The sequence below is a fragment of the Burkholderia sp. AU16741 genome (assembly GCF_002223345.1).
In the GTDB taxonomy this organism is placed as follows: domain Bacteria; phylum Pseudomonadota; class Gammaproteobacteria; order Burkholderiales; family Burkholderiaceae; genus Burkholderia; species Burkholderia sola.
In genome coordinates this window covers 981,681-1,006,377 of record NZ_NKEZ01000003.1, presented here as the reverse complement: position 1 = coordinate 1,006,377, position 24,697 = coordinate 981,681, and the positions used below count along the sequence as shown (strand labels likewise).

24 protein-coding genes are annotated in these 24,697 nt (G+C 68.1%); 13 read left to right on the top strand and 11 right to left on the bottom strand.

The window, feature by feature from the left end; translation table 11 throughout:
- Positions 1 to 2 precede the first annotated feature (2 nt).
- Positions 3 to 1,013, top strand: coding sequence for a polysaccharide deacetylase family protein (locus CFB89_RS07070; RefSeq protein ID WP_089467278.1), 1,011 nt, complete (start codon positions 3 to 5; stop codon positions 1,011 to 1,013).
- Between the two features lie 53 nt (positions 1,014 to 1,066).
- A complete protein-coding gene (locus CFB89_RS07065) occupies positions 1,067 to 1,780 on the top strand; it encodes an SDR family oxidoreductase (protein ID WP_089467277.1) in 714 nt (237 codons plus the stop codon).
- A 75-nt stretch (positions 1,781 to 1,855) separates the two neighbouring features.
- On the opposite strand, the gene CFB89_RS07060 is transcribed toward CFB89_RS07065, so the two are convergent.
- The gene (locus tag CFB89_RS07060) at positions 1,856 to 2,497 is read right to left on the bottom strand and encodes a CoA transferase subunit B (RefSeq protein WP_089467276.1); all 642 of its coding nucleotides are present in this window, start codon (positions 2,495 to 2,497) and stop codon (positions 1,856 to 1,858) included.
- 1 nt (position 2,498) lies between these two features.
- Positions 2,499 to 3,203: a CoA transferase subunit A gene (locus CFB89_RS07055; protein WP_089467275.1), complete on the bottom strand. Its 705-nt coding sequence runs from the start codon at positions 3,201 to 3,203 to the stop codon at positions 2,499 to 2,501.
- Between the two features lie 216 nt (positions 3,204 to 3,419).
- Between CFB89_RS07055 and CFB89_RS07050 the strand changes: the two genes are divergently transcribed.
- Positions 3,420 to 3,965, top strand: coding sequence for a LuxR C-terminal-related transcriptional regulator (locus CFB89_RS07050; RefSeq protein ID WP_089467274.1), 546 nt, complete (start codon positions 3,420 to 3,422; stop codon positions 3,963 to 3,965).
- A 120-nt stretch (positions 3,966 to 4,085) separates the two neighbouring features.
- Here the strand turns inward: CFB89_RS07050 and CFB89_RS07045 are convergent, their stop codons facing one another.
- Positions 4,086 to 4,526 carry a thioesterase family protein gene (locus CFB89_RS07045; protein WP_089434924.1) on the bottom strand — a complete coding sequence of 147 codons (441 nt, stop codon included), beginning with the start codon at positions 4,524 to 4,526 and terminating at the stop codon, positions 4,086 to 4,088.
- A 32-nt stretch (positions 4,527 to 4,558) separates the two neighbouring features.
- The gene (locus CFB89_RS07040) at positions 4,559 to 5,341 is read right to left on the bottom strand and encodes an SDR family oxidoreductase (RefSeq protein ID WP_089467273.1); all 783 of its coding nucleotides are present in this window, start codon (positions 5,339 to 5,341) and stop codon (positions 4,559 to 4,561) included.
- Positions 5,342 to 5,520: 179 nt separating this feature from the next.
- Here CFB89_RS07040 and CFB89_RS07035 point away from each other — a divergent pair, with 179 nt between their 5' ends.
- Entirely contained in the window at positions 5,521 to 7,194 is a 1,674-nt protein-coding gene (locus tag CFB89_RS07035; protein ID WP_089467272.1) for an electron transfer flavoprotein-ubiquinone oxidoreductase, read from the top strand.
- A 147-nt stretch (positions 7,195 to 7,341) separates the two neighbouring features.
- Here the strand turns inward: CFB89_RS07035 and aroC are convergent, their stop codons facing one another.
- From aroC to CFB89_RS07020, 3 genes are all read right to left on the bottom strand, one after another.
- Positions 7,342 to 8,442: a chorismate synthase gene (aroC, locus tag CFB89_RS07030; protein WP_089467271.1), complete on the bottom strand. Its 1,101-nt coding sequence runs from the start codon at positions 8,440 to 8,442 to the stop codon at positions 7,342 to 7,344.
- Positions 8,443 to 8,726: 284 nt separating this feature from the next.
- Positions 8,727 to 10,661: an MFS transporter gene (locus CFB89_RS07025; RefSeq protein WP_089467270.1), complete on the bottom strand. Its 1,935-nt coding sequence runs from the start codon at positions 10,659 to 10,661 to the stop codon at positions 8,727 to 8,729.
- 139 nt (positions 10,662 to 10,800) lie between these two features.
- Positions 10,801 to 11,256 carry a CBS domain-containing protein gene (locus CFB89_RS07020; RefSeq protein ID WP_006488504.1) on the bottom strand — a complete coding sequence of 152 codons (456 nt, stop codon included), beginning with the start codon at positions 11,254 to 11,256 and terminating at the stop codon, positions 10,801 to 10,803.
- A gap of 157 nt (positions 11,257 to 11,413) precedes the next feature.
- On the opposite strand from CFB89_RS07020, the gene CFB89_RS07015 reads away from it, so the two are divergent.
- Complete coding sequence (locus CFB89_RS07015) at positions 11,414 to 11,731, top strand: Mpo1-like protein (protein WP_089467269.1); 318 nt, start codon at positions 11,414 to 11,416, stop codon at positions 11,729 to 11,731.
- Between the two features lie 17 nt (positions 11,732 to 11,748).
- Here CFB89_RS07015 and CFB89_RS07010 read toward each other — a convergent pair whose 3' ends face one another.
- A complete protein-coding gene (locus tag CFB89_RS07010; protein WP_089467268.1) occupies positions 11,749 to 13,077 on the bottom strand; it encodes a YihY family inner membrane protein in 1,329 nt (442 codons plus the stop codon).
- Between the two features lie 145 nt (positions 13,078 to 13,222).
- On the opposite strand from CFB89_RS07010, the gene wrbA reads away from it, so the two are divergent.
- The 4 genes from wrbA to CFB89_RS06990 are packed head-to-tail and all read left to right on the top strand — an operon-like array spanning position 13,223 to position 16,528.
- Positions 13,223 to 13,843 (top strand): NAD(P)H:quinone oxidoreductase, encoded by a 621-nt coding sequence (gene wrbA, locus CFB89_RS07005; RefSeq protein WP_089467267.1) that lies wholly within the window; start codon positions 13,223 to 13,225, stop codon positions 13,841 to 13,843.
- Positions 13,840 to 14,232, top strand: coding sequence for a DUF2069 domain-containing protein (locus CFB89_RS07000; protein ID WP_089467266.1), 393 nt, complete (start codon positions 13,840 to 13,842; stop codon positions 14,230 to 14,232). The genes wrbA and CFB89_RS07000 overlap by 4 nt, the downstream gene beginning before the upstream one ends.
- Positions 14,233 to 14,250: 18 nt before the next feature.
- A complete protein-coding gene (locus tag CFB89_RS06995; RefSeq protein WP_089467265.1) occupies positions 14,251 to 15,672 on the top strand; it encodes an FAD-binding oxidoreductase in 1,422 nt (473 codons plus the stop codon).
- A gap of 25 nt (positions 15,673 to 15,697) precedes the next feature.
- Positions 15,698 to 16,528, top strand: coding sequence for a metallophosphoesterase (locus CFB89_RS06990; RefSeq protein ID WP_089467264.1), 831 nt, complete (start codon positions 15,698 to 15,700; stop codon positions 16,526 to 16,528).
- 61 nt (positions 16,529 to 16,589) lie between these two features.
- On the opposite strand, the gene CFB89_RS34805 is transcribed toward CFB89_RS06990, so the two are convergent.
- Together CFB89_RS34805 and CFB89_RS06985 are read right to left on the bottom strand one after the other, a co-directional pair.
- Positions 16,590 to 16,742, bottom strand: a complete 153-nt coding sequence (locus tag CFB89_RS34805) for a hypothetical protein (RefSeq protein ID WP_162838134.1) — start codon at positions 16,740 to 16,742, stop codon at positions 16,590 to 16,592.
- Between the two features lie 117 nt (positions 16,743 to 16,859).
- A complete protein-coding gene (locus tag CFB89_RS06985) occupies positions 16,860 to 17,801 on the bottom strand; it encodes a LysR family transcriptional regulator (protein ID WP_089467263.1) in 942 nt (313 codons plus the stop codon).
- A 157-nt stretch (positions 17,802 to 17,958) separates the two neighbouring features.
- Here CFB89_RS06985 and CFB89_RS06980 point away from each other — a divergent pair, with 157 nt between their 5' ends.
- From CFB89_RS06980 to CFB89_RS06965, 4 genes are read left to right on the top strand one after another with little or no spacing between them, the layout of a single operon-like run.
- On the top strand, positions 17,959 to 19,644 hold the full coding sequence (locus CFB89_RS06980; RefSeq protein WP_089467262.1) for an efflux transporter outer membrane subunit: 1,686 nt from the start codon (positions 17,959 to 17,961) through the stop codon (positions 19,642 to 19,644).
- Positions 19,645 to 19,658: 14 nt separating this feature from the next.
- The gene (locus CFB89_RS06975; protein WP_089467261.1) at positions 19,659 to 21,863 is read left to right on the top strand and encodes an FUSC family protein; all 2,205 of its coding nucleotides are present in this window, start codon (positions 19,659 to 19,661) and stop codon (positions 21,861 to 21,863) included.
- On the top strand, positions 21,860 to 22,063 hold the full coding sequence (locus tag CFB89_RS06970) for a DUF1656 domain-containing protein (protein ID WP_006476212.1): 204 nt from the start codon (positions 21,860 to 21,862) through the stop codon (positions 22,061 to 22,063). The genes CFB89_RS06975 and CFB89_RS06970 overlap by 4 nt, the downstream gene beginning before the upstream one ends.
- Positions 22,064 to 22,075: 12 nt before the next feature.
- The gene (locus CFB89_RS06965; RefSeq protein WP_089467260.1) at positions 22,076 to 22,951 is read left to right on the top strand and encodes an HlyD family secretion protein; all 876 of its coding nucleotides are present in this window, start codon (positions 22,076 to 22,078) and stop codon (positions 22,949 to 22,951) included.
- A gap of 21 nt (positions 22,952 to 22,972) precedes the next feature.
- Here CFB89_RS06965 and CFB89_RS06960 read toward each other — a convergent pair whose 3' ends face one another.
- Positions 22,973 to 24,646: a methyl-accepting chemotaxis protein gene (locus CFB89_RS06960; RefSeq protein ID WP_089467259.1), complete on the bottom strand. Its 1,674-nt coding sequence runs from the start codon at positions 24,644 to 24,646 to the stop codon at positions 22,973 to 22,975.
- Between the last annotated feature and the right edge of the window lie 51 nt (positions 24,647 to 24,697).

The window sequence follows — 24,697 nt, the reverse complement described above, 5'->3', positions numbered from 1 at the left end:
CGATGACTCACGATAACGACACTTCCGCGACGCCTCTGCCGCGCCGCACGTTCCTGGCCCAGGCCGGCGCCGGGCTCGCGGCCGGCGTCGCGCTGGCCGCGGGCACGTCCATGGCGGCCACCGCCGCGCCGACGCCGGCGCCCGCGATACCGGGCGCCACGCCGTTCTGGCCGAACGGCGCGCGGCTCGTGATCTCGATCTCGATGCAGTTCGAGGCGGGCGGTCAACCGCCCACGGGGGCGGACAGCCCGTTTCCGGCCGTCGCGTTCCCGCCGTCGGTGCCGGTCGATCTCGCATCGGCCACCTGGTTTGCGTATGGCTACCGGGAAGGCATTCCGCGGCTGCTCGATCTGTGGGACCGGCACGGCGTGAAAGTGACGTCGCACATGATCGGGGAAGCCGCGCGCCGGCACCCCGAACTGGCGCGCGAGATCGTGTCGCGCGGCCACGAAGCCGCCGCGCACGGCCCGACGTGGCGCGCGCAATTCGCGATGAGCCGCGACGACGAGCGCCGCTTCCTGACCGAAGCGCGCGACATGGTCGAAGCGGTGACCGGCCAGCGCCCGACCGGCTACAACTGCAACTGGCTGCGGCGCGGGCCGCATACGCTGTCGCTGCTGCAGGAACTCGGCTACCTGTATCACATCGACGACGTCAGTCGCGACGAACCGTTCATCGAGCTCGTCGGCGGTCGCGATTTCGCGGTAGTCCCGTACACGCTGCGCAACAACGACATCCTGCTGATCGAAGGCCGCAACTACTCGCCGACGATGTTCCTCGAGCAGATCAAGCTCGATTTCGACCAGTTGTACGCGGAAGCCGGACAGCGGCGCAGACTGATGTCGATCAGCGCGCACGACCGGATCAGCGGCACGCCGCAGATGGTCCGCGCGTGGGACGCCTTCCTGCACTACGCTCGATCACACCCGGGAGTCGCTTTCATGCGCAAGGACGACATCGCGCGCTTCGCGCTGCACAGCCCGTCGACGCTGCGCGAGACCGAAACGATCTAACCGGATTCCGCTCAGCTCATTCCGTTTAACTCATCATCCAGGAGATGACTTCCATGAACGATCCGCTCCACGGAAAGAACGTACTCGTCGTCGGCGGAAGCTCCGGCATCGGCGCCGCCACCGCCACGGCATTCGCGCGGCGCGGCGCGCATCTGACGATCGCGTCGCGCGACCCGGCCAGGTTCGACGTCGACGCCATCCCGGGCGCGCAGGTGCGGACCGCAGCGCTCGACATCACCGATACGGCGGACGTCGACGCGTTCTGCGCGCGCGCCGGCCGGTTCGACCACGTCGTGATTTCAGCCGCGAAGACGGCCACGGGCCCGGTCCGGGCGTTGCCGCTGGCCGACGCGCAGGCAGCGATGGACAGCAAGTTCTGGGGCGCCTATCGCATCGCCCGCGCGATCGATATCGCGCCAGGCGGCTCCCTGACGTTCGTGTCGGGTTTCCTCAGCGGGCGGCCGAGCGCGTCGTCCGTCCTGCAAGGCGCGATCAACGCGGCGCTCGAGGCGCTCGCCCGCGGGCTGGCGCTCGAACTGGCGCCGGTTCGCGTGAATACCGTGTCGCCGGGCCTGATCGCGACGCCGCTGTGGGACAAGCTCGCACCCGACGCCCGCGACGCGATGTACGCGGGCGCCGCCCAGCGGCTTCCGGCGCGCAGGGTCGGCCAGCCGGAGGATGTCGCGAACGCGATCCTGTATCTGGCGGCCACGCCTTATGCAACCGGCTCGACGGTACTGATCGACGGCGGCGGCGCGATTGCGTGACACGTGCGTGCATGACAAAACGCCCCGCGTTCCGTCGGGAACGCGGGGCGTCGAGGTCATGCACCAGGGTAGTGCTCAGGCCACGGCGCTGACGTCGAGCGGCGCGCCCGTCTTCGCCTGGATCTCGTCGACGCTCACGCCGTCGGCGAGTTCGAGCACCTTCAACCCGGACGGCGTCACTTCGATCACGCCGAGATCGGTGATGATCAGGTCGACCACGCCGACACCCGTGAGCGGCAGGTTGCATGCCTCGAGGATCTTGTGCTGGTCGCCCTTCGCGACATGCTCCATCAGCACGACGACACGCCCCACCCCCGCGACGAGGTCCATCGCGCCGCCCATCCCCTTGATCATCTTGCCGGGGATCATCCAGTTCGCGAGGTCGCCCTGCTTGCTGACCTGCATCGCGCCGAGGATCGCGAGGTTGATGTGGCCGCCGCGGATCATCGCGAACGAATCGGCCGACGAGAAGATCGACGAACCGGGCAGCGTCGTGACGGTCTGCTTGCCGGCGTTGATCAGATCGGCGTCGACTTCGTCTTCGGTCGGCGACGGGCCGATGCCGAGCAGGCCGTTCTCCGACTGCAGCCACACCTCGACGCCGTCCGGCACGTGGTTCGCGACGAGCGTCGGCAGGCCGATGCCGAGGTTCACGTAGAAGCCGTCCTGCAGTTCCTTCGCCGCGCGCGCGGCCATCTGGTCACGATTCCAGGCCATGTCAGTCTCCTTTCGCGCGTACGACGCGTTGTTCGATGCGTTTTTCCGGCGTCGCATTCAGCACGATGCGCTGCACGAAGATCCCCGGCGTATGAACCTGATCCGGATCGAGCGTGCCGTTCTCGACGATCTCCTCGACCTCCACCACGGTGATCTTGCCGGCCATCGCGCACATCGGGTTGAAGTTGCGCGCGGTGCGGCGGTAAATGAGGTTGCCGGACTTGTCGGCCTTCCACGCCTTGACGAGCGCGACGTCGGCCGTCAGCGACGGCTCGAGCACGTAGTGGCGATCGCCGAACTGGCGCGTTTCCTTGCCTTCCGCGATCACGGTGCCGTAGCCGGTATTCGTGAAGAACGCGGGGATGCCCGCGCCGCCCGCGCGCAGCTTCTCGGCGAGCGTGCCCTGCGGCGTGAATTCGAGCTCGAGTTCGCCGGCCAGGTACTGGCGCTCGAACTCCTTGTTCTCGCCGACGTACGACGAGATCATCTTCTTGATCTGGCGCGTTTCCAGCAGCAGGCCGAGGCCGAAACCGTCGACGCCCGCGTTGTTGCTGATGCAGGTGATGCCCCTGACGCCCGAATCGCGCAACGCCGCGATCAGCGCCTCGGGAATGCCGCACAGGCCGAAGCCGCCCACCGCGAAGGTCTGTCCGTCGCGGACGATCCCCTCCAGCGCGGCAGCCGCGCTTGGATAGACTTTGTTCATCAGTTGTCCCTTCCTCTATGGAAACCAGCAAAACCGGTTCACGCGCCACGTGGCGCAAGCCCGCCGCACCATTCTATGCATGCGCGGCGATGCCTGCGTCGAGGCGCGCTTTTTATGTCGCGACGAACGCCGCGAGATGCCTGAAAGGGTACGATGCGGCGCAGATGCGGCACAATACGCAAAAATACATAAGCATTTCCCTCCGCCCCCCGCGCCATGCCCGATCTCGATTACCAGACCGCCTTCCACCTCGCGCCGCTCGGCCTCGTGCTGTCGCGCGACCGCGTGATCGAGGACTGCAACGACGCGCTCGCGTCGATCTTTCGCTGCGCGCGGGCCGACCTGATCGGACAATCGTATGCGGTGCTCTACCCGTCCACGGACGAATTCCAGCGAATCGGCGAGCGCATCGCACGCGTGATGGTCGCGAACGGCGTCTATTCGGATGACAGAATCATGAAGCGCGCGGACGGCGAACTGTTCTGGTGCCACGTGACGGGCCGCGCGCTCGACCGCACCGAGCCGCTCGCGGCCGGCGTCTGGACCTTCGAGGATTTGAGCGCGACGCGCCGCGTCGCGGTCGAACTGACCCCGCGCGAGCGCGAGATCGCCGCGCAGCTCGCGACCGGCAAGACCAGCAAGCAGATCGGACGCGTGCTCGACATCAGCTCGCGCACGGTCGACATCTACCGCGCGCGGCTGATGCGCAAATACGGAACGAACAATACGCCGGAGCTGCTGCAGCGCCTGCTCGGGCAGTGAACGCGCCTTGCGTCGCGGCGCGCGAATGACGATCGGCCGCACACGGCGGCCGATTGACGGACACCACCGGCCCGGCGCGCCACCGGCGACCCGGTGCGCGCCGCCTGTCGATATGCACGCTCAGCCGACTTTCGTCGCCAGCGCGTGCTCGATCGTGTCGCGCAGCAAGGGCGGCAGCGGCACCGACTTGCCGAGCGCGTAGTCGACCCACACGCAACGTGCGTTGCCGCGTGCATAGACATGCTGCGGATCGTCCGCGCGCGTGAGCTCGAACCCGGTGTCGAAACTGCTTCGGCCCGGCTTCGCGGCCGACATCCTCGCGATCACGTCGCCCGGATAGTGCAGCTGCTTGAGGAACTCCATCGACGCGGTGACGATGACGGGCCCCTGCCCTTCGCCGTTGCCGCCCGCAATGCCGAGCTGCTCGAACCACGAGATCCGCGCCTGCTCCATGTAGCGGAAATAGACCGTGTTGTTCACATGGCCGAATGCGTCCATGTCGCCCCAGCGGATCGGCATCGACATCTCAAAAACAGGGGAGTAATCGCTAGTTGCACTCATGGCAGTCTTCTTTGTTGCGAAATGTCATCCGCTCACGCAAGGCCGAAGCCGTCGTCCGCGGAGATGATCGAGCCATTGATGAACTGCGACTCGTCGGCCGCGAGCAGCAACAACAGCCCGTCGAGATCCTGCGGCTTGCCGACGCGCCGGCGCGGCAGCATCGACTGCAGCTTCTGGCCCTGCTCGGTTTCCCACAGGTAATGATTGATTTCGGTATCGATATAGCCCGGACAGATCGCGTTCACGTTGATCCCGTGGCGCCCCCACTCCAGCGCCATCGCGCGCGTCATCTGCACGACCGCGGCCTTGCTCATCGCGTACAGCCCGATCTGCGGGAACACGCGCAGCCCGGCCACCGACGCGATGTTGATGATCCGGCACGGCGGCTTGCCGTTGCCGCCGCCGTTCGCGCGCATGATCATCCGCTTCGCGACTTCCTGCGCGACGAAAAATGCGCCGCGCGTGTTCGTATCGAACACGAACTCGAAATCCGCCGGCGTGATGTCGACGAGCTTCTGCATCGTCGACACGCCCGAATTGTTCACGAGGATGTCGATCGTGCCGGCTTCCGTCTCCGCATGCGCGACGGCCGCCTTGATGCTCTGCACGTCCGTCACGTCGAGCGACACGACGTGCGCGGCGCCGCCCGCCGCCTCGATCTCCGCGCGCAACTCCTTCAGGCGCTCGACGCGGCGGCTCGCGAGCACGACCTTCGCGCCCGCCTGCGACAGCACTTGCGCAAAACGCTGCCCGAGGCCGCTCGACGCGCCGGTGACCAGCGCGACCTTGCCTTCCAGATTGATCGATCGACCCATTTGCACATCCCCTTTCGATGTCGTTGCGCCAGCCCGGGCGGCACAGCCCGGGCGGCATTACCCTAGCACAAAAAATAGAACGATCGTGCTAATCTACTTGCATGTTGTTGCGGCAAGCGTTTCGTTTCGCAGACAATACGCTCCCGAATAAAAGCATTCTAACGGTTAGAGGAACGCCAATGACCCCCGCAAGCCTCATCGAGCAATACGGCCCGCGCGAATCGATGGAATACGACGTCGTGATCGTCGGCGGCGGCCCCGCCGGGCTGTCGGCGGCGATCCGGCTCAAGCAGCTGGCCGCCGAGAAAGGCGCCGAGATCGGCGTGTGCGTGCTCGAGAAGGGTTCCGAGATCGGCGCGCACATCCTGTCGGGCGCGGTGATGGACCCGCGCGCGATCACCGAGCTGTTTCCCGACTGGAAGGAACGCGGCGCGCCGCTCGACGTCGAGGTGAGCGAAGACCGCTTCCTGTTCCTGTCCGAGAAGAGCGCGGTCACGACGCCGAACTGGGCGCTGCCGGACAACTTCAAGAACCACGGCAACTACGTGATCTCGCTGGGTAACGTCACGCGCTGGCTCGGCCAGCAGGCGGAGGCGCTGGGCGTCGAGATCTTCCCCGGCTTCCCCGCTGCCGAGATTCTCTACAACGACGACGGTTCGGTGAAAGGCGTCGCGACCGGCAACATGGGCGTGGGCAAGGACGGCGAGCCGACCGAGAACTTCCAGCTCGGCATGGAGCTGCACGCGAAGTACACGCTGTTCGCCGAAGGTTGCCGCGGCCACCTCGGCCGTCAACTGATCTCGAAGTTCAAGCTCGACGCGAACGCCGATCCGCAGGCGTACGGGATCGGCATCAAGGAACTGTGGGAAATCGATCCGGCCAAGCACAAGCCGGGCCTCGTGATCCACACGGCCGGCTGGCCGCTGAAGTCGGACACGTACGGCGGCTCGTTCCTGTATCACATGGACAACAACCAGGTCGTGGTCGGCTTCGTGGTGGGCCTGGGCTACACGAACCCGTACCTGTCGCCGTTCGAGGAATTCCAGCGCTACAAGACGCATCCGTCGATCCGCGCGTTCCTCGAAGGCGGCAAGCGCGTGTCGTACGGCGCGCGCGCGATCACGGCCGGCGGCCTGCTGTCGCTGCCGAAGACGGTGTTCCCGGGCGGCGCGCTGATCGGCGACGATGCGGGCTTCCTGAACGCATCGCGGATCAAGGGCAGTCACGCGGCGATCAAGACCGGCATGCTGGCCGCCGACGCCGCATTCGACGCGGTGCAGGCCGGCCGTCAGTCGGACGAGCTCAATGCGTACCCGGATGCGTTCAGGCAATCGTGGCTGTACACGGAGCTGTACCGTGCGCGCAACTTCAAGCAGTGGATGGCCAAGGGCCTGTACCTCGGCACGCTGATGGTCGGGCTCGAGCAGAAGGTGATGGGCGGCAACGTGCCGTGGACGCTGCATCATCAGCATGCGGACCACGAGATGCTGAAGCCGGCGTCGCAGTGCGAGCCGATCGACTATCCGAAGCCGGACGGCAAGCTGACGTTCGACCGGCTGTCGTCGGTGTTCATCTCGAACACGAACCACGAGGAAAACCAGCCGGCGCATCTGACGCTGAAGGATGCGAGCGTGCCGGTGAACGTGAACCTGCGCACGTACGCGGGGCCGGAGGCGCGTTTCTGCCCGGCGGCCGTGTACGAGTTCGTGAAGAACGACGACGGCGGCGATCGCCTCGTGATCAACGCGCAGAACTGCGTGCACTGCAAGACCTGCGACATCAAGGACCCGACGCAGAACATCGTGTGGGTCACGCCGGAAGGCGGCGGCGGGCCGAATTACCCGAACATGTAAGCTGCCGGAACGCACCGCCCCGCGAGCGGCGCGTTTTTTGGGTCACGGCAAACACCGCCGCAAACGAAACGGGGCGCTGCATCACGCAGCGCCCCGTTTGCATTCGTCGTTCGACGGCCGACGCGACGCGCGCCCCGCCCGCTCGGATCAGGTCGCGCTGCCGGCGATCTTCGGCGTGGCCGTCTCCACGTCGCCGCACTGCGCGCGGTGGCGCAACGCATGGTCGATCAATACCAGCGCGAGCATCGATTCGGCGATCGGCGTCGCACGAATGCCGACGCACGGATCATGGCGGCCGAAGGTTTCGACCGTCGCTTCCTCGCCGGACTTCGTGATCGAGCGGCGCGGCGTGCGGATGCTCGACGTCGGCTTGATCGCGATCGACACAGTGATGTCCTGCCCCGTCGAAATCCCGCCGAGCACGCCGCCCGCGTGGTTGCCGACGAAGCCGGCCGGCGTCAGTTCGTCGCCGTGCACCGAGCCGCGTTGCGCGACGCTGTCGAAGCCCGCGCCGATCTCGACGCCCTTCACCGCGTTGATGCTCATCATCGCCTTCGCGATATCGGCATCGAGCCGGTCGAACACCGGTTCGCCCCAGCCGACCGGCACGCCCGACGCGACGACGTCGATGCGCGCGCCGATCGAATCGCCATCCTTGCGCAGCGCGTCCATGTACGCCTCGAGCGCCGGCACGACCGCCGCGTTCGGCGAGAAGAACGGATTCTCGTGCACGTACGACCAGTCGACGAACGGCACGTCGATGTCGCCGAGGCCGCTCATGTAACCGCGCACCTCGACCCCGAAGCGCTCGCGCAGCCACTTCTTCGCGACCGCGCCCGCGCCGACGATCGGCGCGGTCAGGCGCGCGGACGAACGGCCGCCGCCGCGGTAGTCGCGGATGCCGTATTTCTGCCAATAGGTGTAGTCGGCGTGGCCGGGACGGAACGTCTCGACGATGTTGCCGTAGTCCTTGCTGCGCTGGTCGGTATTGCGGATCAGCAGCGCGATCGGCGTGCCGGTCGTCACGCCTTCGAACACACCGGACAGGATCTCGACCTCGTCGGCCTCCTGCCGTTGCGTCACGTGCCGCGACGTGCCGGGCTTGCGGCGATCGAGCTCGATCTGAATGTCGGCTTCGGTCAGCGCCATCCCCGGCGGGCAGCCGTCGATCACGCAGCCGATCGCGGGACCGTGCGATTCGCCGAAGGTCGTGACAGTGAAAAGCGTGCCGAGGGTATTGCCGGACATGATGGAACCGCCCAAAGAGAAATGGGCAAACCGATCCGCTGCCGGAGCCGCGGGCAGGTCGATCGTTTGCCGGTCGAGAAAGAGGTAAACCGCTATTATGCCAGCCGTCCCGCGCCCGCGGGCCGTGTGAACCGTTCAGACCACACGGGCCGACGCGGATAAGGGCAGAGCGAAGCCGGTACGGCGATCGCAGGCCCTCGGCGTTGCGCTCGAGCCCGCCGAACCGGGGACGCCATCCCGGCCCGTGCGCGGATCGATCATCCCGCGCCGGACCGGGCGCCCGCCTACTTCCGCGCGCCGCGCAGCTCGGTCACCGCCGCCTGCAGCGCCTCGGGCGTCGCCACCGACGCCGGGATCGGTTCGCCGACGGCCAGCGTCAGCCGGCTCATCACGCCGCGCTTGATGGGGCGCGGCATCCGCGCATCGGTATGCCGCGAAAAGTAGCTGCCCCACAGCCCGCGCAGCGCCATCGGGATCACCGGCGCCGGCGTGCGGCTCAGGATCTCGGTGATGCCGTGATGGAACGGGTTGATGTCGCCCGTCTTCGTCAGCTTGCCCTCGGGGAAGATGCACACGAGTTCGCCGTCCTTCAGCGCGGCCTCGCACAGGTCGTACGCCCGCGCGAGCATCGCGGGATCCTCGTGGCGCGGCGCGATCGGAATCGCCTTCGCATGCCGGAACACCCAGCTCGCGAAACGCGTCTTGAAGATCCGGTGATCCATCACGAAACGGATCGGACGCGGGCTCGCGGCGGCCAGCACGAGCGCATCGACGTAGCTGACGTGATTGCACACGAGCACCGCCGCCCCTTCCGCCGGAATCCGCTCGGCGTGCACGAGGCGGATGCGGTAGAACGTATGCACGAGCACCCACGCGACGAAGCGCAGCAGGAACTCGGGCACGAGCAGGTAGATGTACGTCGCGACCACGACGTTCAACAGCGCGGTGACGAGGAACAGCCCCGGGATGTCGACGCCGGCCTTGGTCAACCCCATCGCCATCACGGCCGACAGGATCATGAACAGCGCGTTCAGGATGTTGTTCGCGGCGATGATCCGCGCGCGGTGCGTCGGCGCGCTGCGGCTCTGGATCAGCGCATACAGCGGCACGCTGTAGAAGCCGCCGAACATCGCGAGCAGGAACAGGTCGGCCAGGATGCGCCAGTGGCGCGCACCGGCGAGGAATTCGCCGACCGACAGCAGATGGCCGGGCGACGGCAGCGCGTGGCTCGCGAAATACAGCTCGATCGCGAATACGCTGATGCCGATCGAGCCGAGCGGCACGAGGCCGATCTCGACGCGCCGCTGCGACAGCCGCTCGCACAGCAGCGAACCGAGGCCGATGCCGACCGAGAACGTCGCGAGCAGGATCGTGACGACGTCGGGGCTCGCGGACAGCACGTCCTTCGCGAAATTGAAGAACGACGTGAGGAACGTCGCGCCGACGAACCACAGCCACGAGATGCCGAGCAGGCTCAGGAACACCGTGCGGTTCTGCCGCGCGAGCCCGAGGTTGCGCCAGGTCTCGCTGACCGGGTTCCAGTTGATCACGAGATCGGGCTGCGGCGCGGGCGTGGGCGGCACGCGCTGCGCGACGAGTCGCCCGGCCAGCGCGATCACGACGACGCTCACCGCGAGCACGCGCTCACCGCTGCCTTCGATGCCGGCCGCCGCACCGCCGATGATCGTGCCGATCAGGATCGCGATGAACGTGCCCATCTCGACGAGCCCGTTGCCGCCGACCAGCTCATGTTCGCCGAGATGCTGCGGCAGGTACGAATACTTGACGGGCCCGAACAGCGTCGAGTGCATCCCCATCATGAACGTGCACAGATACAGCAGCGTCGCGCTGTGCGTGACGAAGCCGGCCGCGCCGACCAGCATCAGCACGATCTCGAACGATTTCACGAAGCGCGTGAGGGTTGCCTTGTCGTATTTGTCGGCGATCTGGCCGGAGGTGGCCGAGAACAGCACGAAGGGCAGGATGAAGATCGCGGAAATCAGGAACGCGGCCGTCTTCGCGTCGACGCCGGAGAACCGCGCTGTGTGATACGTGACGAGCGACGTGAAGCCGATCTTGAAGACGTTGTCGTTCAGCGCGCCGAGGAACTGGGTCGTGAAGAACGGCGCGAAGCGGCGCTCGCGCAGCAGGTCGAACTGGGATGCGTGCGCGTGCCGTTCGCCGCGCCGCTCGGAAGTGGCTTGCGTGTGATCGCTCATTCGGAATACGCGCGCATCGTCTGGGCGATGCTGCGCGGGCCTCGTGTTGTCGTTGAAAAAACGGCGGCGCAGGACATGCCTGCGCCGCCGCGTGCGGGATGGCAGCGCCCATGCAACAACGTGCCGGGCGCGGCGCGATTCACGGCTTGTGCGCTTCGGCTTCCGATTCCGGCCAGTCGCGAATGTACGCCTTCAGCATCCGGTTCTCGAAGCTCTGCGCCTCGACGACCGTCTTCGCGACGTCGTAGAACGAAATGACGCCCATCAGCACCTTCTTGTCGAGCACCGGCATGTAGCGCGCGTGGCGCTCGAGCATCATCCGGCGCACTTCGTTGACGTCCGTTTCCGGCGTGCACGTGAGCGGCTCGTCCATCACCTTGCGCACCTGCACGTCGCCGATCGCGCCGCCGTTCACGTGCAGGCGCAGGATGATCTCGCGAAACGTCAGCATCCCGACGAGATCGCCGTACTCCATCACGACGAGCGAACCGATGTCGTGCTCGGCCATCGTATCGACCGCTTCGCGCAGCGGCTTATCGGGCGTCACCGTAAACAGCGTGTTGCCCTTCACTTTCAGAATATCGCTGACGCGCATCGTAGTCCCCTCATGCTTGAATGCAAAATCTCTTTCGATCGTATCGGAAAGCCTGTCAAAAGGAAAGCACGGGCCGGTGCGGCGGCCCGCCGCCGCTTGCGGACGCGGGCCGCCGGCCGCACAATGGCCCCATGAACAGCGGCCCGAGGAGACGGCCATGGCGCATACGCATACGGAGCAATTCGCCAGCTTCGCTGACTTCTACCCGTATTACCTGAACGAGCATCAGAACCTGACGTCGCGGCGGCTGCACTTCATCGGCTCGCTCGGCGTGATCGGCTGCGTCGCGATGGCGGTCGCGACCGGCTACTGGCCGTGGCTACCGGCGGCAGTCGTCTGCGGCTACGGGTTCGCGTGGGTCGGCCACTTCTTCTTCGAGAAGAACCGCCCGGCCACGTTCCGGCACCCGATCTACAGCCTGATGGGCGACTGGGTGATGTTCAAGGACATCTGCACCGGCAAGATCCCGCTGTAGCCCGCCGGGCCCCGCCGTCAGGCGGGCCGCGGCGGCCGGGCGCGCGGATCGTCCACACCCGGCGCCTGCCCGGCGCTCCCGGCCGGCTGCCCGCCCGCGAGCCGGTGCGCGGCGATCAGCGACGCGAGCGTCACGTCGAACCGGTCGCTCGACAGCACCGCGAGCAGCGCCGCGCCTTCGACGTGGCTGCGGCGCCGCTCCAGCTGATAGGTCAACTCCGTGCGATCGATCACCAGCACGTCGAACAGTTGCGCGAGCGTCAGCTGCTCCGGGTTCGCGAGCAGGATATAGCGCGGCGTGGCCTCTTCGCCGCCGTCGAGCCGTGCGACCCATTCCCGCTCCTCCATCGTCGTCAGTAGCCGCTGCGCGGTTTCCATGTCGCAGCGCAGCATCGTCGCGAGCCGCAGCGCCGTGTAGCCGCGCTTGCCGGCCGCGCGCGCTTCGGCCAGCCGCGCGAGCAATTCGAGCGCGTCGAGCAGGTCGCTGCCCGGATAGTGGATCCGATGGAACTGGCCGACGCGAATCGCCGGCAGCGCGGATGCGACCATCGCACCGAGCAGCGCGATGAACCAGCTCAGGTACACCCACAGCAGGAACACCGGCAGCGCCGCGAACGCGCCATAGACGGCCGTATAGGTCGGAATGCGCCGCACGTAATAGCCGAAGCCGCGCTTCGCGAGTTCGAACGCGATGGCCGCGAACAGCCCGCCGATCACCGCGTCGCGCCAGGCGACCGCGCAGTTCGGCAGGTACACGTACAGCAGCGTGAACGCGAGCACGGTCAACGGCACCGACGCAAGCGCGAGCAGCCACTCGACCATCGACGTCGACGGCCCCGCGCCGGTGAACGCGAGCGATTGCGTGAACAGGTACGACGAGATCGACAGGCTCACGCCGAACAGCAACGGCCCGAGCGTGATCAGCGCCCAGTACGCGAGCACGCGCTGCGCGAACGGCCGCGGCTTGCGCACGCGCCAGATCAGGTTGAACGCCGATTCGATCGTCATCATGGTCATCACCGACGTGACGACGAGCACGATCAGGCCGGCCGTCGTCAGCCCCTTGGCCTTCGACGCGAACTGGTTCAGGTACTTGAAGATCTGGATATTGAACTGCGCGGGCATCAGGTGATCCGCGAGGAAACCCTGCAGCGAGATCTGGAACGACGCGAACATCGGGAACGCGGTGAACAGCGCGAACGCGACCGTCAGCAGCGGCACGAGCGCCAGCAGCGTCGTGAAGGTCAGGCTGCCCGCCACCTGCGGGATGCGATCCTCGGCGCTGCGCCGGGCCGCGAACTGCGCGAGGCGCTTGATGGTGTCGAGATCGACGCTCAACTTCGACAAACGGCTTCTCCTTCTCGAGGCTGCGCGCGTCACGGCGCGCCGCCGCCGCGCTGCGCGACGGCTTCAGCCCCTATAATAGCCGCTCGATTCCAGCAGGGGCCGACTGCACCGGGCACGCGCGCGGCCGCACGCGGCTCCGTCGCCCATGAAAGACATTCTCGTCCTCTATTACAGCCGTCACGGCGCCACGCGCGATCTCGCGCTCGCGATCGCGAACGGCATCGACAGCGTGCCGGGCATGCAGGCCCGCATCCGCACCGTGCCGCCCGTGTCGGCCGTCTGCGAAGCCACCGCCCCCGATATCCCGGCCGACGGCCCGCCGTACGCGGAGCTGCGCGACCTCGAGGAATGCGCGGGCCTCGCGCTCGGCTCGCCCACCCGCTTCGGCAACATGGCCGCGTCGCTCAAGTATTTCCTCGACGGCACGACGCCGCAATGGCTGTCCGGCGCGCTGACCGGCAAGCCCGCGAGCGTGTTCACGTCGACGGGCAGCCTGCACGGCGGCCAGGAGTCGACACTGCTGTCGATGATGCTGCCGCTGCTGCATCACGGAATGATGATCGTCGGGATCCCGTACACCGAATCCGCCCTCAGCACGACGCGTACCGGCGGCACGCCGTACGGCGCATCGCACGTCGCGCAGCACGACCGCGCGGCGCCCGGCGGGCTGTCGGCGGACGAGAAGGCGCTCGCGGCCGCGCTCGGGGTGCGGCTCGCGCGCGCCGCCGCGGCGCTTTCCAGCGCCCAGGCCGACGAGGCCGCATGAACGCCCCCGCCCGCCCCGCCGTCGCGGCCCGGCCGCGCTACGCGCTGGCCGCCGCCGCGGGTCTCGTCGCGCTGATCGCGCTGTCGCTCGCGTGGGAGCTGTGGCTCGCGCCGCTGCGCCCCGGCGGCTCCGCGCTGATGCTCAAGGCCGTGCCGCTCGCGCTCGCGCTGCCCGGCGTCTGGCGGCGTAACATCTATACGATGCAATGGGCGAGCATGCTGATTCTCGTCTATCTGGCCGAAGGCATCGTGCGCGGGATGTCCGACCGCGGGCTGTCCGCGACGCTCGGCTGGTGCGAGACCGCGCTTGCCGTCGGCTTCTTCGTGACGGCGCTGGCTTACGTCGCGCCGTTCAAGCGCGCGGCGAAAAAACCGCGCGCCACGTCCTGACCCTTACGCGACAAGGTGATGATGTCCTCCGAAGCTTTCGTTTCCGCGTGCCGCGATGCGATCGGCGCCGACCACGTGCTGACCGAGCCGCACGATACCGAACCGTTCCTGACCGACTGGCGCCGCCGCTACAAGGGCGCGGCGTGCGCGGTGCTGAGGCCCGCGAACACGGCCGAAGTCGCCGCGCTCGTGAAGCTCGCCAACGCGCACGGCGTCGCGCTCGTGCCGCAGGGCGGCAACACGGGCCTCGCGGGCGGCGCGACGCCCGACGCGAGCGGCAGCCAGGCCGTGCTGAGCGTCGCGCGCCTGAACCGCGTGCGCGCGCTCGATCCGCACAACAACACGATTACCGTCGAAGCCGGCGTGATCCTCGCCGACGTGCAGGCGCGCGCCCGCGAAGGCGGCCGGCTGTTCGCGCTGAGTCTCGCGGCGGAAGGCAGCTGCACGATCGGCGGCAACCTGTCGACCAATGCGGGCGGCACCGCGGTGCTGCGCTACGGCAACGCACGCGAGCTGTGCCTCGGGCTCGAGGTCGTGACGCCGCAGGGCGCGATCTGGGACGGGCTGCGCGGCCTGCGCAAGGACAACACGGGCTACGATCTGCGCGACCTGTTCATCGGCGCCGAAGGCACGCTCGGGATCATCACGGCGGCCGTGATGAAGCTGCATCCGCTGCCGGCCGCGCAGGTCACGGCGCTCGCCGCGCTCGAATCGCCGCACGCGGCGCTCGATTTCCTCGCGCTCGCGCAGCGCGCGGCCGGGCCGCTGCTGACCGGCTTCGAGCTGATGTCGGATTTCTGCATGCAGCTGGTCGGCAAGCACTATCCGCAACTGCGCTACCCGTTCGCGCAGACCCATGCGCAAACGGTGCTGCTGGAGCTGTCCGACAACGAAAGCGAAGCGCATGCGCGCGCGCTGTTCGAGAAACTGATGGAGGAAGCGTTCGAGGCGGGACTCGTGGTCGACGCGGTGGTCGCGGAGAATCTCGCGCAATCGCGTGCGTTCTGGGACCTGCGCGAGCACATCCCGCTCGCGCAGGCCGACGAAGGGCTCAACATCAAGCACGACATCGCGGTGCCGATCTCGTCGATCGCACGCTTCATCGACGAGACCGACGCGGCGATCCAGCAGGCCGCGCCGGGCGCGCGGATGGTCACGTTCGGCCACCTCGGCGACGGCAACCTGCACTACAACGTGCAGATGCCCGAGGGCGGCGATCCGAAGGCGTTCCTCGCCGCGTTTCAGGCGCCGATCAACCGGATCGTCTACGACAACGTGCACCGCCATCACGGCACGATCAGCGCGGAGCACGGCATCGGCCAGTTGAAGATCGACGACGCGCAGCGCTACAAGTCGCCGGTCGAGACGACGCTGATGCGCACGCTGAAGACCGCGCTCGACCCGCGCGGCCTGATGAATCCCGGCAAGGTCCTGCGCTGAAGCCGCCTACTCCGGAGCCAAGCCCGTGAAAGTCCGCGTCCTGTCCGACCTGCATCTCGAAAACAACCTGCCCGACGCGATCCCGCATGCCGCCGCCGATCTCGTCGTGCTGGCCGGCGACATTCACAATCACGCGGAAGGCCTGCGCTGGGCCGCCGAGACGTTCGACCCGGCGGTGCCGGTGATCTACGTGCCGGGCAACCACGAGTATTACGACGGGGAATTCGGCGCGCTGGAGACGGCGATGCGCGACGCGGCGCATACGCTCGACCACGTGCATTACCTGAACAACGGCGTCTACGTCGATCCGGCCCGGCGCTTCCGCGTGCTGGGCACGACGCTCTGGGCCGATTTTTCGCTGTTCGGCCAGGACGAAGCCAGCGTCGCGCGCGCGATCGACGCCGGGCAGCGCGTGATGCTCGATTTCAAGGGATTGATCCAGGTGACCTGGCCGCACGATGCGGCGGTGCATGCGAAACCGAGCGCGCCGGAACGGAACTTCGCGCCGGCCGATGCGATCGCGCTGCACCGGCGGGGCCGAGCGTGGCTGGAAGCGCAACTGGCCACGCCGTTCGCGGGCAGGACGATCGTCGTCACCCATCATGCGCCACACCGGCGCTCGCTGGCGGAACGCTATGCGCAAGATCTGGCTTCCGCGGGATTCGTCACGGACATGGCGGAACTGGTGCGGCCGCCGGTGGATCTGTGGCTGCACGGCCACACGCATACGTCATTCGACTACGTTGCGGACGGCGGCACGCGCGTGGTGTGCAATCCGCGCGGCTACCTTCACCGGCGCACCGGCGAATGGGAAAACCCCGCGTTCGCGTGGGACAAGGTGGTCGAGCTCGGCTGAGCGCCCGCCCGGGCGGCCGCGTGGCGCGGCCTTCCCGACCTCAAGCGTAACGGCGGCGGGATCAGCGACCGGGGCGGCGCGGCTCGCGCACGCGGACCGGCACGGGCTTCAGCTGCGCCTTCGCTTTCATCGCACGCAGCAGGTCGCGGGTCGCCGCCGCGGCGGCAGCCGCGCCCAGCAGGACGCCAAGGCCGATCATCAGGTGCGTATCCATCGCTACTCCGGTGTGGTGTATCTCGTTAATTCCAACAGTATCAAACTGTCTGACACACGTTCGTAAAAAAATGTTGCGTGAACGAAAAATCTCGTCAGATTGCGGTCGACCGCGCCGTCATGTCGCACGCGTGTACTGTTCGAGCGCGGCTTCGTCCGCTTCGAGCGTGAGCGGCAGTTCTTCGCGCAGGAAATCGACCCAGGTCCGGATTTTCGCGTCGAGGTACTGGCGCGACGGATACAGCGCGTAGATGTTCATCACGTGCGACCGGTAATCGGGCATCACGCGCACGATGTGCCCGCTGCGCAGCCAGCCGATCGCCGAATAGAGCGGCAGCCCGCCGACCCCCATCCCCTCCCGCACGGCCACCGCGAGCGCCTCGGCGACGTTCACGCGGAACGGCGGCGCCGTGATCGGCACGACCTCCTCGCCGTTCGGCCCCGCCAGCGCCCATTCGTCGAAGTGGAAGCCCGGCGCGACCATCCCGAGGCACACGTGCTGCGCGAGATCGGCCGGCCGCTGCGGCACGCCGTGCGACTCGATATAGCCGGGCGACGCGCACACGACGCTGTAGCTCTCGCCGAGCCGCTGCGACACGAGCCCCGAATCCGGCAGATCGCGGCCGACGACGATCGCGACGTCGTACCCCTCGTCGAGCAGGTCGGGCATCCGCTGCGCGAGCGTCAGCTCGACGTGCACGTCCGGATAGCGCTCGCGGTAGCGCGCGATGGCCGGCACCAGATAGTGCTGGCCGAGGCTCGTGAAGCAATGGACCTTCAGCTTGCCGGACGGGCGCGCATGCGCGTCGCCGGCCTCGGCTTCGGCCTGGTCGACGTAAGCGAGGATCTGTTCGCAGCGTTGCAGATAGCGCTCGCCGGCTTCGGTCAGCGCGATCCGGCGCGTCGTGCGGTTCAGGAGACGCGTGCGCAGATGGGCCTCGAGATCCGAGACCGCGCGCGACGCGTAGGCGGTGGTCGAATTCATCTGCTGGGCGGCCGCGGTAAAGCTTCCCGCGTCGACCACGCGGACGAACACCCGCATGTTTTGTAACGTATCCATCCGATTACCCGTGTGAATCCGCAAGGATTGTTGCACAGGGTCCAACAAATATTATCTCAAGATTCGTAAAAATGACTTGCACCGTTGTCCGTTTATTCAGGAATCACTGAAAAATATAATCGCCTCCGACTCATCTATATCCGAAAGGGAGAAAATCGTGCAGTCTCCGGCGACAAAAGGGACGCTCGCACTGGCGGTTCTTGCAGTCTCATTAATAATGGCCGGTTGCGCGAGCATGGGCGACAACCACACCCAGTCCACTCGCATCGACGCGAACGCGCTCGACGCCGGTGCGGCCATCCGCGCGGCCGATCGCGACGCGGGCTGGCCCACCGCCGACTGGTGGCGCGCGTATCGCGATCCGCAGCTCGACGCGTGGATCGCCGCTGCCCAGGCCGGCAACCCGACCCTCGCGGCCGCCGAGGCCCGCGTGCGCGAAGCGCAGGCAATGGCGCGCGTCGCCCGTTCGGCCGAATTGCCGCAAATCAACGGCAACCTGTCGCTGATGCGCCAGCACTGGCCGGACAACGTGTACTACGGCCCGGGGCCGCTCGCCGATACCGACACCTGGAACAATACCGGCACGCTCGGCTTGTCGTACCACCTCGATCTGTGGGGCAAGGACAAGAACGCGACCGAGCGCGCGCTCGACACCGCGCATGCGACCGCCGCCGACGCGCGCGCGGCCAAGCTCGAACTCGAGGTCAACGTGGTGCGCGCGTATGTCGGCATGTCGATGAACTACGCGCTGCTGGATCTCGCGCACGAAACGTACGAACGCCAGCGCTCGCTTGCCGATCTCGCCCGCAAGCGGCTGCAGGCCGGCCTCGGCACGCAGCTCGACGTGAGCCAGGCGGAATCGACGCTGCCCGACTACGAGCGGCAGATCGACAGCTATGAGGAAGCGATCCAGCTCGCGCGCCACCAGCTCGCCGCGCTGGCCGGCAAGGGCCCGGGCGCCGGCGACGCGATCAAGCGGCCGCAACTGGCGCTCGATGCGCCGGCCGGCCTGCCGTCGGCGCTGCCGGCCGACCTGCTCGGCCGCCGCCCCGACGTCGTCGCGGCGCGCTGGACGGTCGACGCGCAGGCGCGCGGCATCGACGTCGCGAAGGCGTCGTTCTACCCGAACATCGACCTGCTCGCGACGGTCGGCGGCTTCGGCGTGACCGCGCCGTTCACCGACTTCCTGCGCGCGATGAACGGCGGCTGGACGGCCGGCCCCGCGCTGTCGCTGCCGATCTTCGAAGGCGGGCGGCTGCGCGCGCAGCTCGGCGCCGCGAATGCCGGCTACGACCAGGCGGTCGAGCGCTACAACCAGACGATCGTCGGCGCGCTCAAGGACATCGCCGACCAGGTCGTGCGGATCCGCTCGCTCGATACGCAGAAGAAGGACGCCGCGCGCTCGGTGGCGGCCAACAATCGCAGCTATCAGTTGTCGCGCGAAGGCTTCCGCCGCGGGCTGACCGATTACGTGAACGTGCTCGTCGCGCAACAGCAACTGCTGCGCGCGCAGGAGACGGCCGCCCGCATCGACGCGGAACGCCTCGCCGCGCACGCGCAGCTGATGGCCGCGCTCGGCGGCGGGGTCGAGACGGGGACGGATGTTCCGGGCGGCGATCCGTCGGGCGGCGATCCGTCGGGCGGCGATCCGTCGGGCGGCGATCCGTCGGGCGGCGCTCCGTCGGGCGGCGATCCGTCGAAGGACAAGGCTGCCGCGCACGCCGCCGCTGCGCCAGCCGCCGCGTCGGGCACGAAACCCGCGGCGGCCGTCACCCGGCCCGCGCAGGTCGCAACCGCCGGCGGCACCGCTGCGTCGGCCGCCGCCGTGCCGGCCGCACGGTAACGCGGAGCGCCGCCATGTCAGCTTCCTCCCCCGCTTCCCCGCGCGCCGATGGCCCGTTCGCGGCCTGGACCGCCGCGTTCGGCGACTGGGCGCGCACCGACGGCGCCGCGTGGCTCTACCTGTTCAAGGCGCTGCTCGCCGCGTTCATCGCGACCGGCGTGTCGATGCGGCTCGACCTGCCCGCGCCGAAAACGGCGATGACGACCGTGTTCATCGTGATGCAGCCGCAAAGCGGCGCGGTGCTCGCGAAAAGCTTCTACCGGGTCGCCGGCACGATCTTCGGGCTGATCGCGACGCTCACCTTCGTCGGGCTGTTCCCGCAGCAGCCGGAACTGTTCCTGCTGGCGGTCGCGCTGTGGGTCGCGCTGTGCACGGCCGGCGCCGCGCGCAACCGCAACTTCCGCAGCTACGGCTTCCTGCTGGCCGGCTACACGACCGCGCTGATCGGGCTGCCCGCGTCGCAGCACCCGGACGGCGCATTCATGAGCGCGATGACGCGCGTGGCCGAAATCATGGTCGGGATCGTGTCGGCCGGCGTGGTCAGCGCGCTCGTGTTTCCGCAGACCACCGGCGAGCAGATGCGCACGACGGTGCGCAAGCGCTTCGGCAGCTTCGTCGACTACGTCGCCGCGGCGCTGTCGGGCAAGCTCGACCGCGCGCACATCGAAACCATCCATACGCGCTTCGTCGCCGACGTGGTGGGGTTCGAGGCCGCGCGCAGCATGGCCGTGTTCGAGGATCCGGACACGCGGATGCGCAGCGGCCGCCTCGCGCGGCTGAACAGCGAGTTCATGAGCGCGTCGAGCCGCTTCCACGCGCTGCACCAGTTGATGAACCGGCTGCATGCGGCCGGCGCGCAGGCCGCGATCGACGCGATCGAGCCGTACTTCCGCGAAATCGCCCCGCTACTGCTGACGCCCGCCGGCGAACCGGTGCGCACGTCGGCCGACGCCGGCCACGCGGCCGCGCAACTGCTCGCGTGGCGCGACGCGCTGCCGCGCCGCATCCGCGCGACGCGCGCGGCGCTCGAGACGCAGCCGGACTTTCCGCTGCTCGACTTCGATACGGCCGCCGAACTGCTGTACCGCTTCATCACCGACCTGCACGAGTACGCGGCCACCTACGCGTCGCTGTCGAGCGCGACGCACGAGCGCGAACGCTGGATCGAGCGCTACGAGCCGCGCACCAATGCGACGGCGATGGTGATCGCGGCGATCCGCACGGCGAGCGTGATCCTGCTGCTCGGCTGGTTCTGGATCGAGACCGCGTGGCCGAGCGGCGTGACGATGACGCTGACGGCGGCGGCCACCTGCGCGCTCGCGTCGTCGACGCCGCGCCCCACCGCGATGTCCGCGCAGATGGGCATGGGTACGGCGCTCGCCGTCTGCACGGGCTTCCTGCTGACGTTCGGCATCTATCCGCACATCGACGGCTTCCCGCTGCTGTGCGTCGCGCTCGCGCCGCTGCTCGCGATCGGCATCTTCATGACGCTGAAGCCGAAGCTCGCCGGCTACGGGATGGGTTATCTGATCTTCTTCAGCTTCCTCGCCGGCCCGGACAACATCACGCACTACGATCCGACCAGCTTCATGAACGATTCGCTCGCGCTCGTGCTGGCGATGCTGGCGTCGGCGATCGCGTTCGCGGTGCTGTTCCCGCCGACCGCGCCGTGGCTCAAGAGGCGGCTCTTCGCGGACCTGCGCCACCAGGCCGTCGCGGCCGGTCACGCGCGGCTCGCGGGCTTGCGCACGCGCTTCGAAAGCGGCGCGCGCGACCTGATGTACCAGGCGCACACGCTGTCGGCCGACCAGCCGGACGTGCAGCGCGACGCGCTGCGCTGGATGTTCGCGGTGCTCGAAACCGGCAACGCGACGATCGACCTGCGTCACGAGCTCGCGACGCTGCCGTCCGATCCGCGCTATGCGAGCGCGACGCCGTGGCGGCGCGCGATCGGGACGATGCGCACCGCGCTGTCGGCGCTGTTCTCGAAGCCGAGCGCCGCGCGTTTCGACGCGACGCTCGCCGCGACCAATGCGGCGATCGACGCGACCCGGCAAACGCTCGATGCCGTCGAGCCGTCGCGCGACGAGCGCCACCGGCTGCAGCGCATCCTGAGCCACCTGCATTTCGTGCGAACCGCGCTGCTCGACCCGGAATCGCCGCTCGAGCCGCTCAACCGCAACCGCCCCGTGCGTCCCCAACCAGGAGCCTCGTCATGATGCCGCGTGAAATCGCCATTCTCGATGCCTACATGCCGACGGTGGTGCTGATGTTCGTCCTCGGCGCGATCGCGACCTGGGCCGTCGACCGCCTGCTCGCCTATACCGGCCTCTACCGTCTCGTCTGGCACCCGTCGCTGTTCCGGGCCTGCCTTCTCGTCTGCATTTGCGGCGGACTGAGTCTTGCCGTTTACCGTTGATTCCGAACCATCATGATGCTCAGAAAACTCTTCGGCTTCGTCGCGACCGCCGCCATCCTTCTCGTCGCGATCCTGATCGGGCGCTCGCTGTGGGTGCACTACATGGACGATCCGTGGACGCGCGACGGGCGCGTGCGCGCCGAAATCGTCAACGTCGCGCCGGACGTGTCGGGCGCGATCGTCGAGCTGCCGGTGCATGACAACCAGCTCGTGAAGAAAGGCGACCTGATCATGCAGATCGACCCGTCGCACTACCGGATCGCGGTCGAGCAGGCGCAGGCGGCCGTGGCCGCCCGTCGCGCGGAACTGCAGATGCGCCGCGACGATGCGGCCCGCCGCGCGGATCTCGACGCGCTCGTCGTGTCGAAGGAAAACCGCGAGAACGCCGCGCACAGCGCGTCGAGCGCCGATGCGCAGTACCAGCAGGCGCTCGCCGCGCTCGACGCCGCGAAGCTCAACCTCGAACGCACGCGCGTCGTCGCGCCGGTCGACGGCTACATCACGAACCTGCAGACGTTCAAGGGCAACTACGCGGTGGCCGGCCAGGCGAAGCTGGCGATCGTCGACAGCCACTCGTTCTGGGTCTACGGCTACTTCGAGGAAACCAAGCTGCCGCGCGTGAAGATCGGCGCGCCGGCCGAAATGCGGCTGATGAGCGGCGGCGTGATGAAGGGCCATGTGGAAAGCATCTCGCGCGGCATCTACGATCGCGACAACCCGCAAAGCCGCGACCTCGTCGCGGACGTGAACCCGACCTTCAACTGGGTGCGCCTCGCGCAGCGCGTGCCGGTACGCATCCGGATCGACGAAGTGCCGGCCGACGTGGTGCTGTCGGCGGGCACGACCTGCACGGTCATCATCGATCCGGACAAGCAGAAGAAATCGTAAGCGCCTGGGCGTGCCGCACGCTCAGTGTGCGATGCGGAAACGCCCGACCAGCGCTTTCAGCGCCTGAGCCTGCTCGTCGAGCGCGTTCGCGGCAGCCGCCGCCTGTTCGACGAGCGCCGCGTTCTGCTGGGTGCCGGCATCCATCTGCGTGACCGCGCGGCCGATCTCGTCGATCCCCGCGCTCTGCTCGTCCGACGCCGCCGAAATCTCGCCGATGATGTCGGTCACGCGCTTGACCGCGCGCACCACGTCGCCCATCGTGCGGCCCGCGTCGTGCGCGAGCGCCGCGCCGTTGGCCACGCGCTCGACCGACGCGCCGATCAGTTCCCGAATCTCCTTGGCCGCGGTCGCCGAGCGCTGCGCGAGCAGCCGCACCTCTCCGGCGACCACCGAGAAACCGCGCCCCTGCTCGCCGGCGCGCGCGGCCTCGACCGCCGCGTTCAACGCGAGAATGTTGGTCTGGAAGGCGATCCCTTCGATCGTGCCGATGATGTCGCGGATGTTCTTCGCGCTGTCGTCGATCTCGTTCATCGTCGCGACCACGCGCCCGACGACTTCCCCGCCCGTCTCCGCCACCGCCGACGCATTGGCCGCGAGCGTGCTCGCCTGCCGCGCGTTCTCGGCGTTCTGCCGCACGGTCGACGTGAGCTGCTCCATGCTGGCCGCGGTGCGCTCCAGCGCGACGGCCTGCTGCTCGGTGCGGCGCGACAGGTCGAGGTTGCCGGTCGAGATTTCGCCGGACGCGGCCGCGATGGCCTCGGCGCTCACCGCGATCTCGCCCACCGTGGCCGCAAGCCCCGTCTGCATCTCGGCCAGCGCGCGCACCATGCTGCCGCGGTCGTGGCGGGCGAGCGCGATCGGCCGCGTCAGGTCGCCGCGCGCGATGTCCGAGGCAATCTCCTTCGCGAGCGCGGGCTCGCCGCCGAGCTGCGACGCGAGACGCCGCACGACGCGCTCGGCGATCACGACGGCCAGCACGATCAATGCGGCCGTCATCGCCGCGATCATCGCGAACGACGACGAAAAAATGGTCGCGGATGCATCGAGCGTCGCCTTCGACTTCTCGCCGCGCGTCTTCACGAGTTCGGCGACGAGTTTTTCGAGCTTGCCGGTTTCGACCAGCAGCGACACGTCCTGCGTGCCGACCTGCCAGTTCATCTGCGACAGGTCGAGCGGCTGCGCGCGCACCAGCGTGACGAAATCGCGCAGATGCGTGCTCCACGTGCCGACCGCCGTCGAGAACGCGTGCAGCCGCGCCGAATCGCCGGTATCGGACGGATCCGCATAGCGCTGCAGCGTGCCGAGCGCCTGGCCGATCGACGCGAGCCCCGCGCTCACTTCGGCGCCGAGCTCGTCGCGCTCCTTCGCGGTGGTCGCGGTCAGCAGCATCTTCTGCGCGCGGCTCGCGCGCAGCACCTCGGCCCGCACGTCCGCCGCCGCCCGGCTCGCGACGTGGCCCTGTTCGTAGACCGACGCGATCGACGCGTTCAGCCGGCTGATCTGCCACAGCGAAAATACGCCGATCGCGAGCGTGCCGGCCAGCAGGATCGCGAATGCGGCGCGCAACGTCGCCTTGACGGTCCACGGCCGGCGCTCGCGACGCGCCGCGCGCGCACGCCGCGCGACACGACCGGCGGCAACACCGGATGCGGCGGCGGCCGCACCGGGCTGTGGATGCAAAGATGCTGCTTTCATCGAACTATCCCCGTATGGATCACGCTGCCGGAAAGGTCGGTCCCGGCGGTC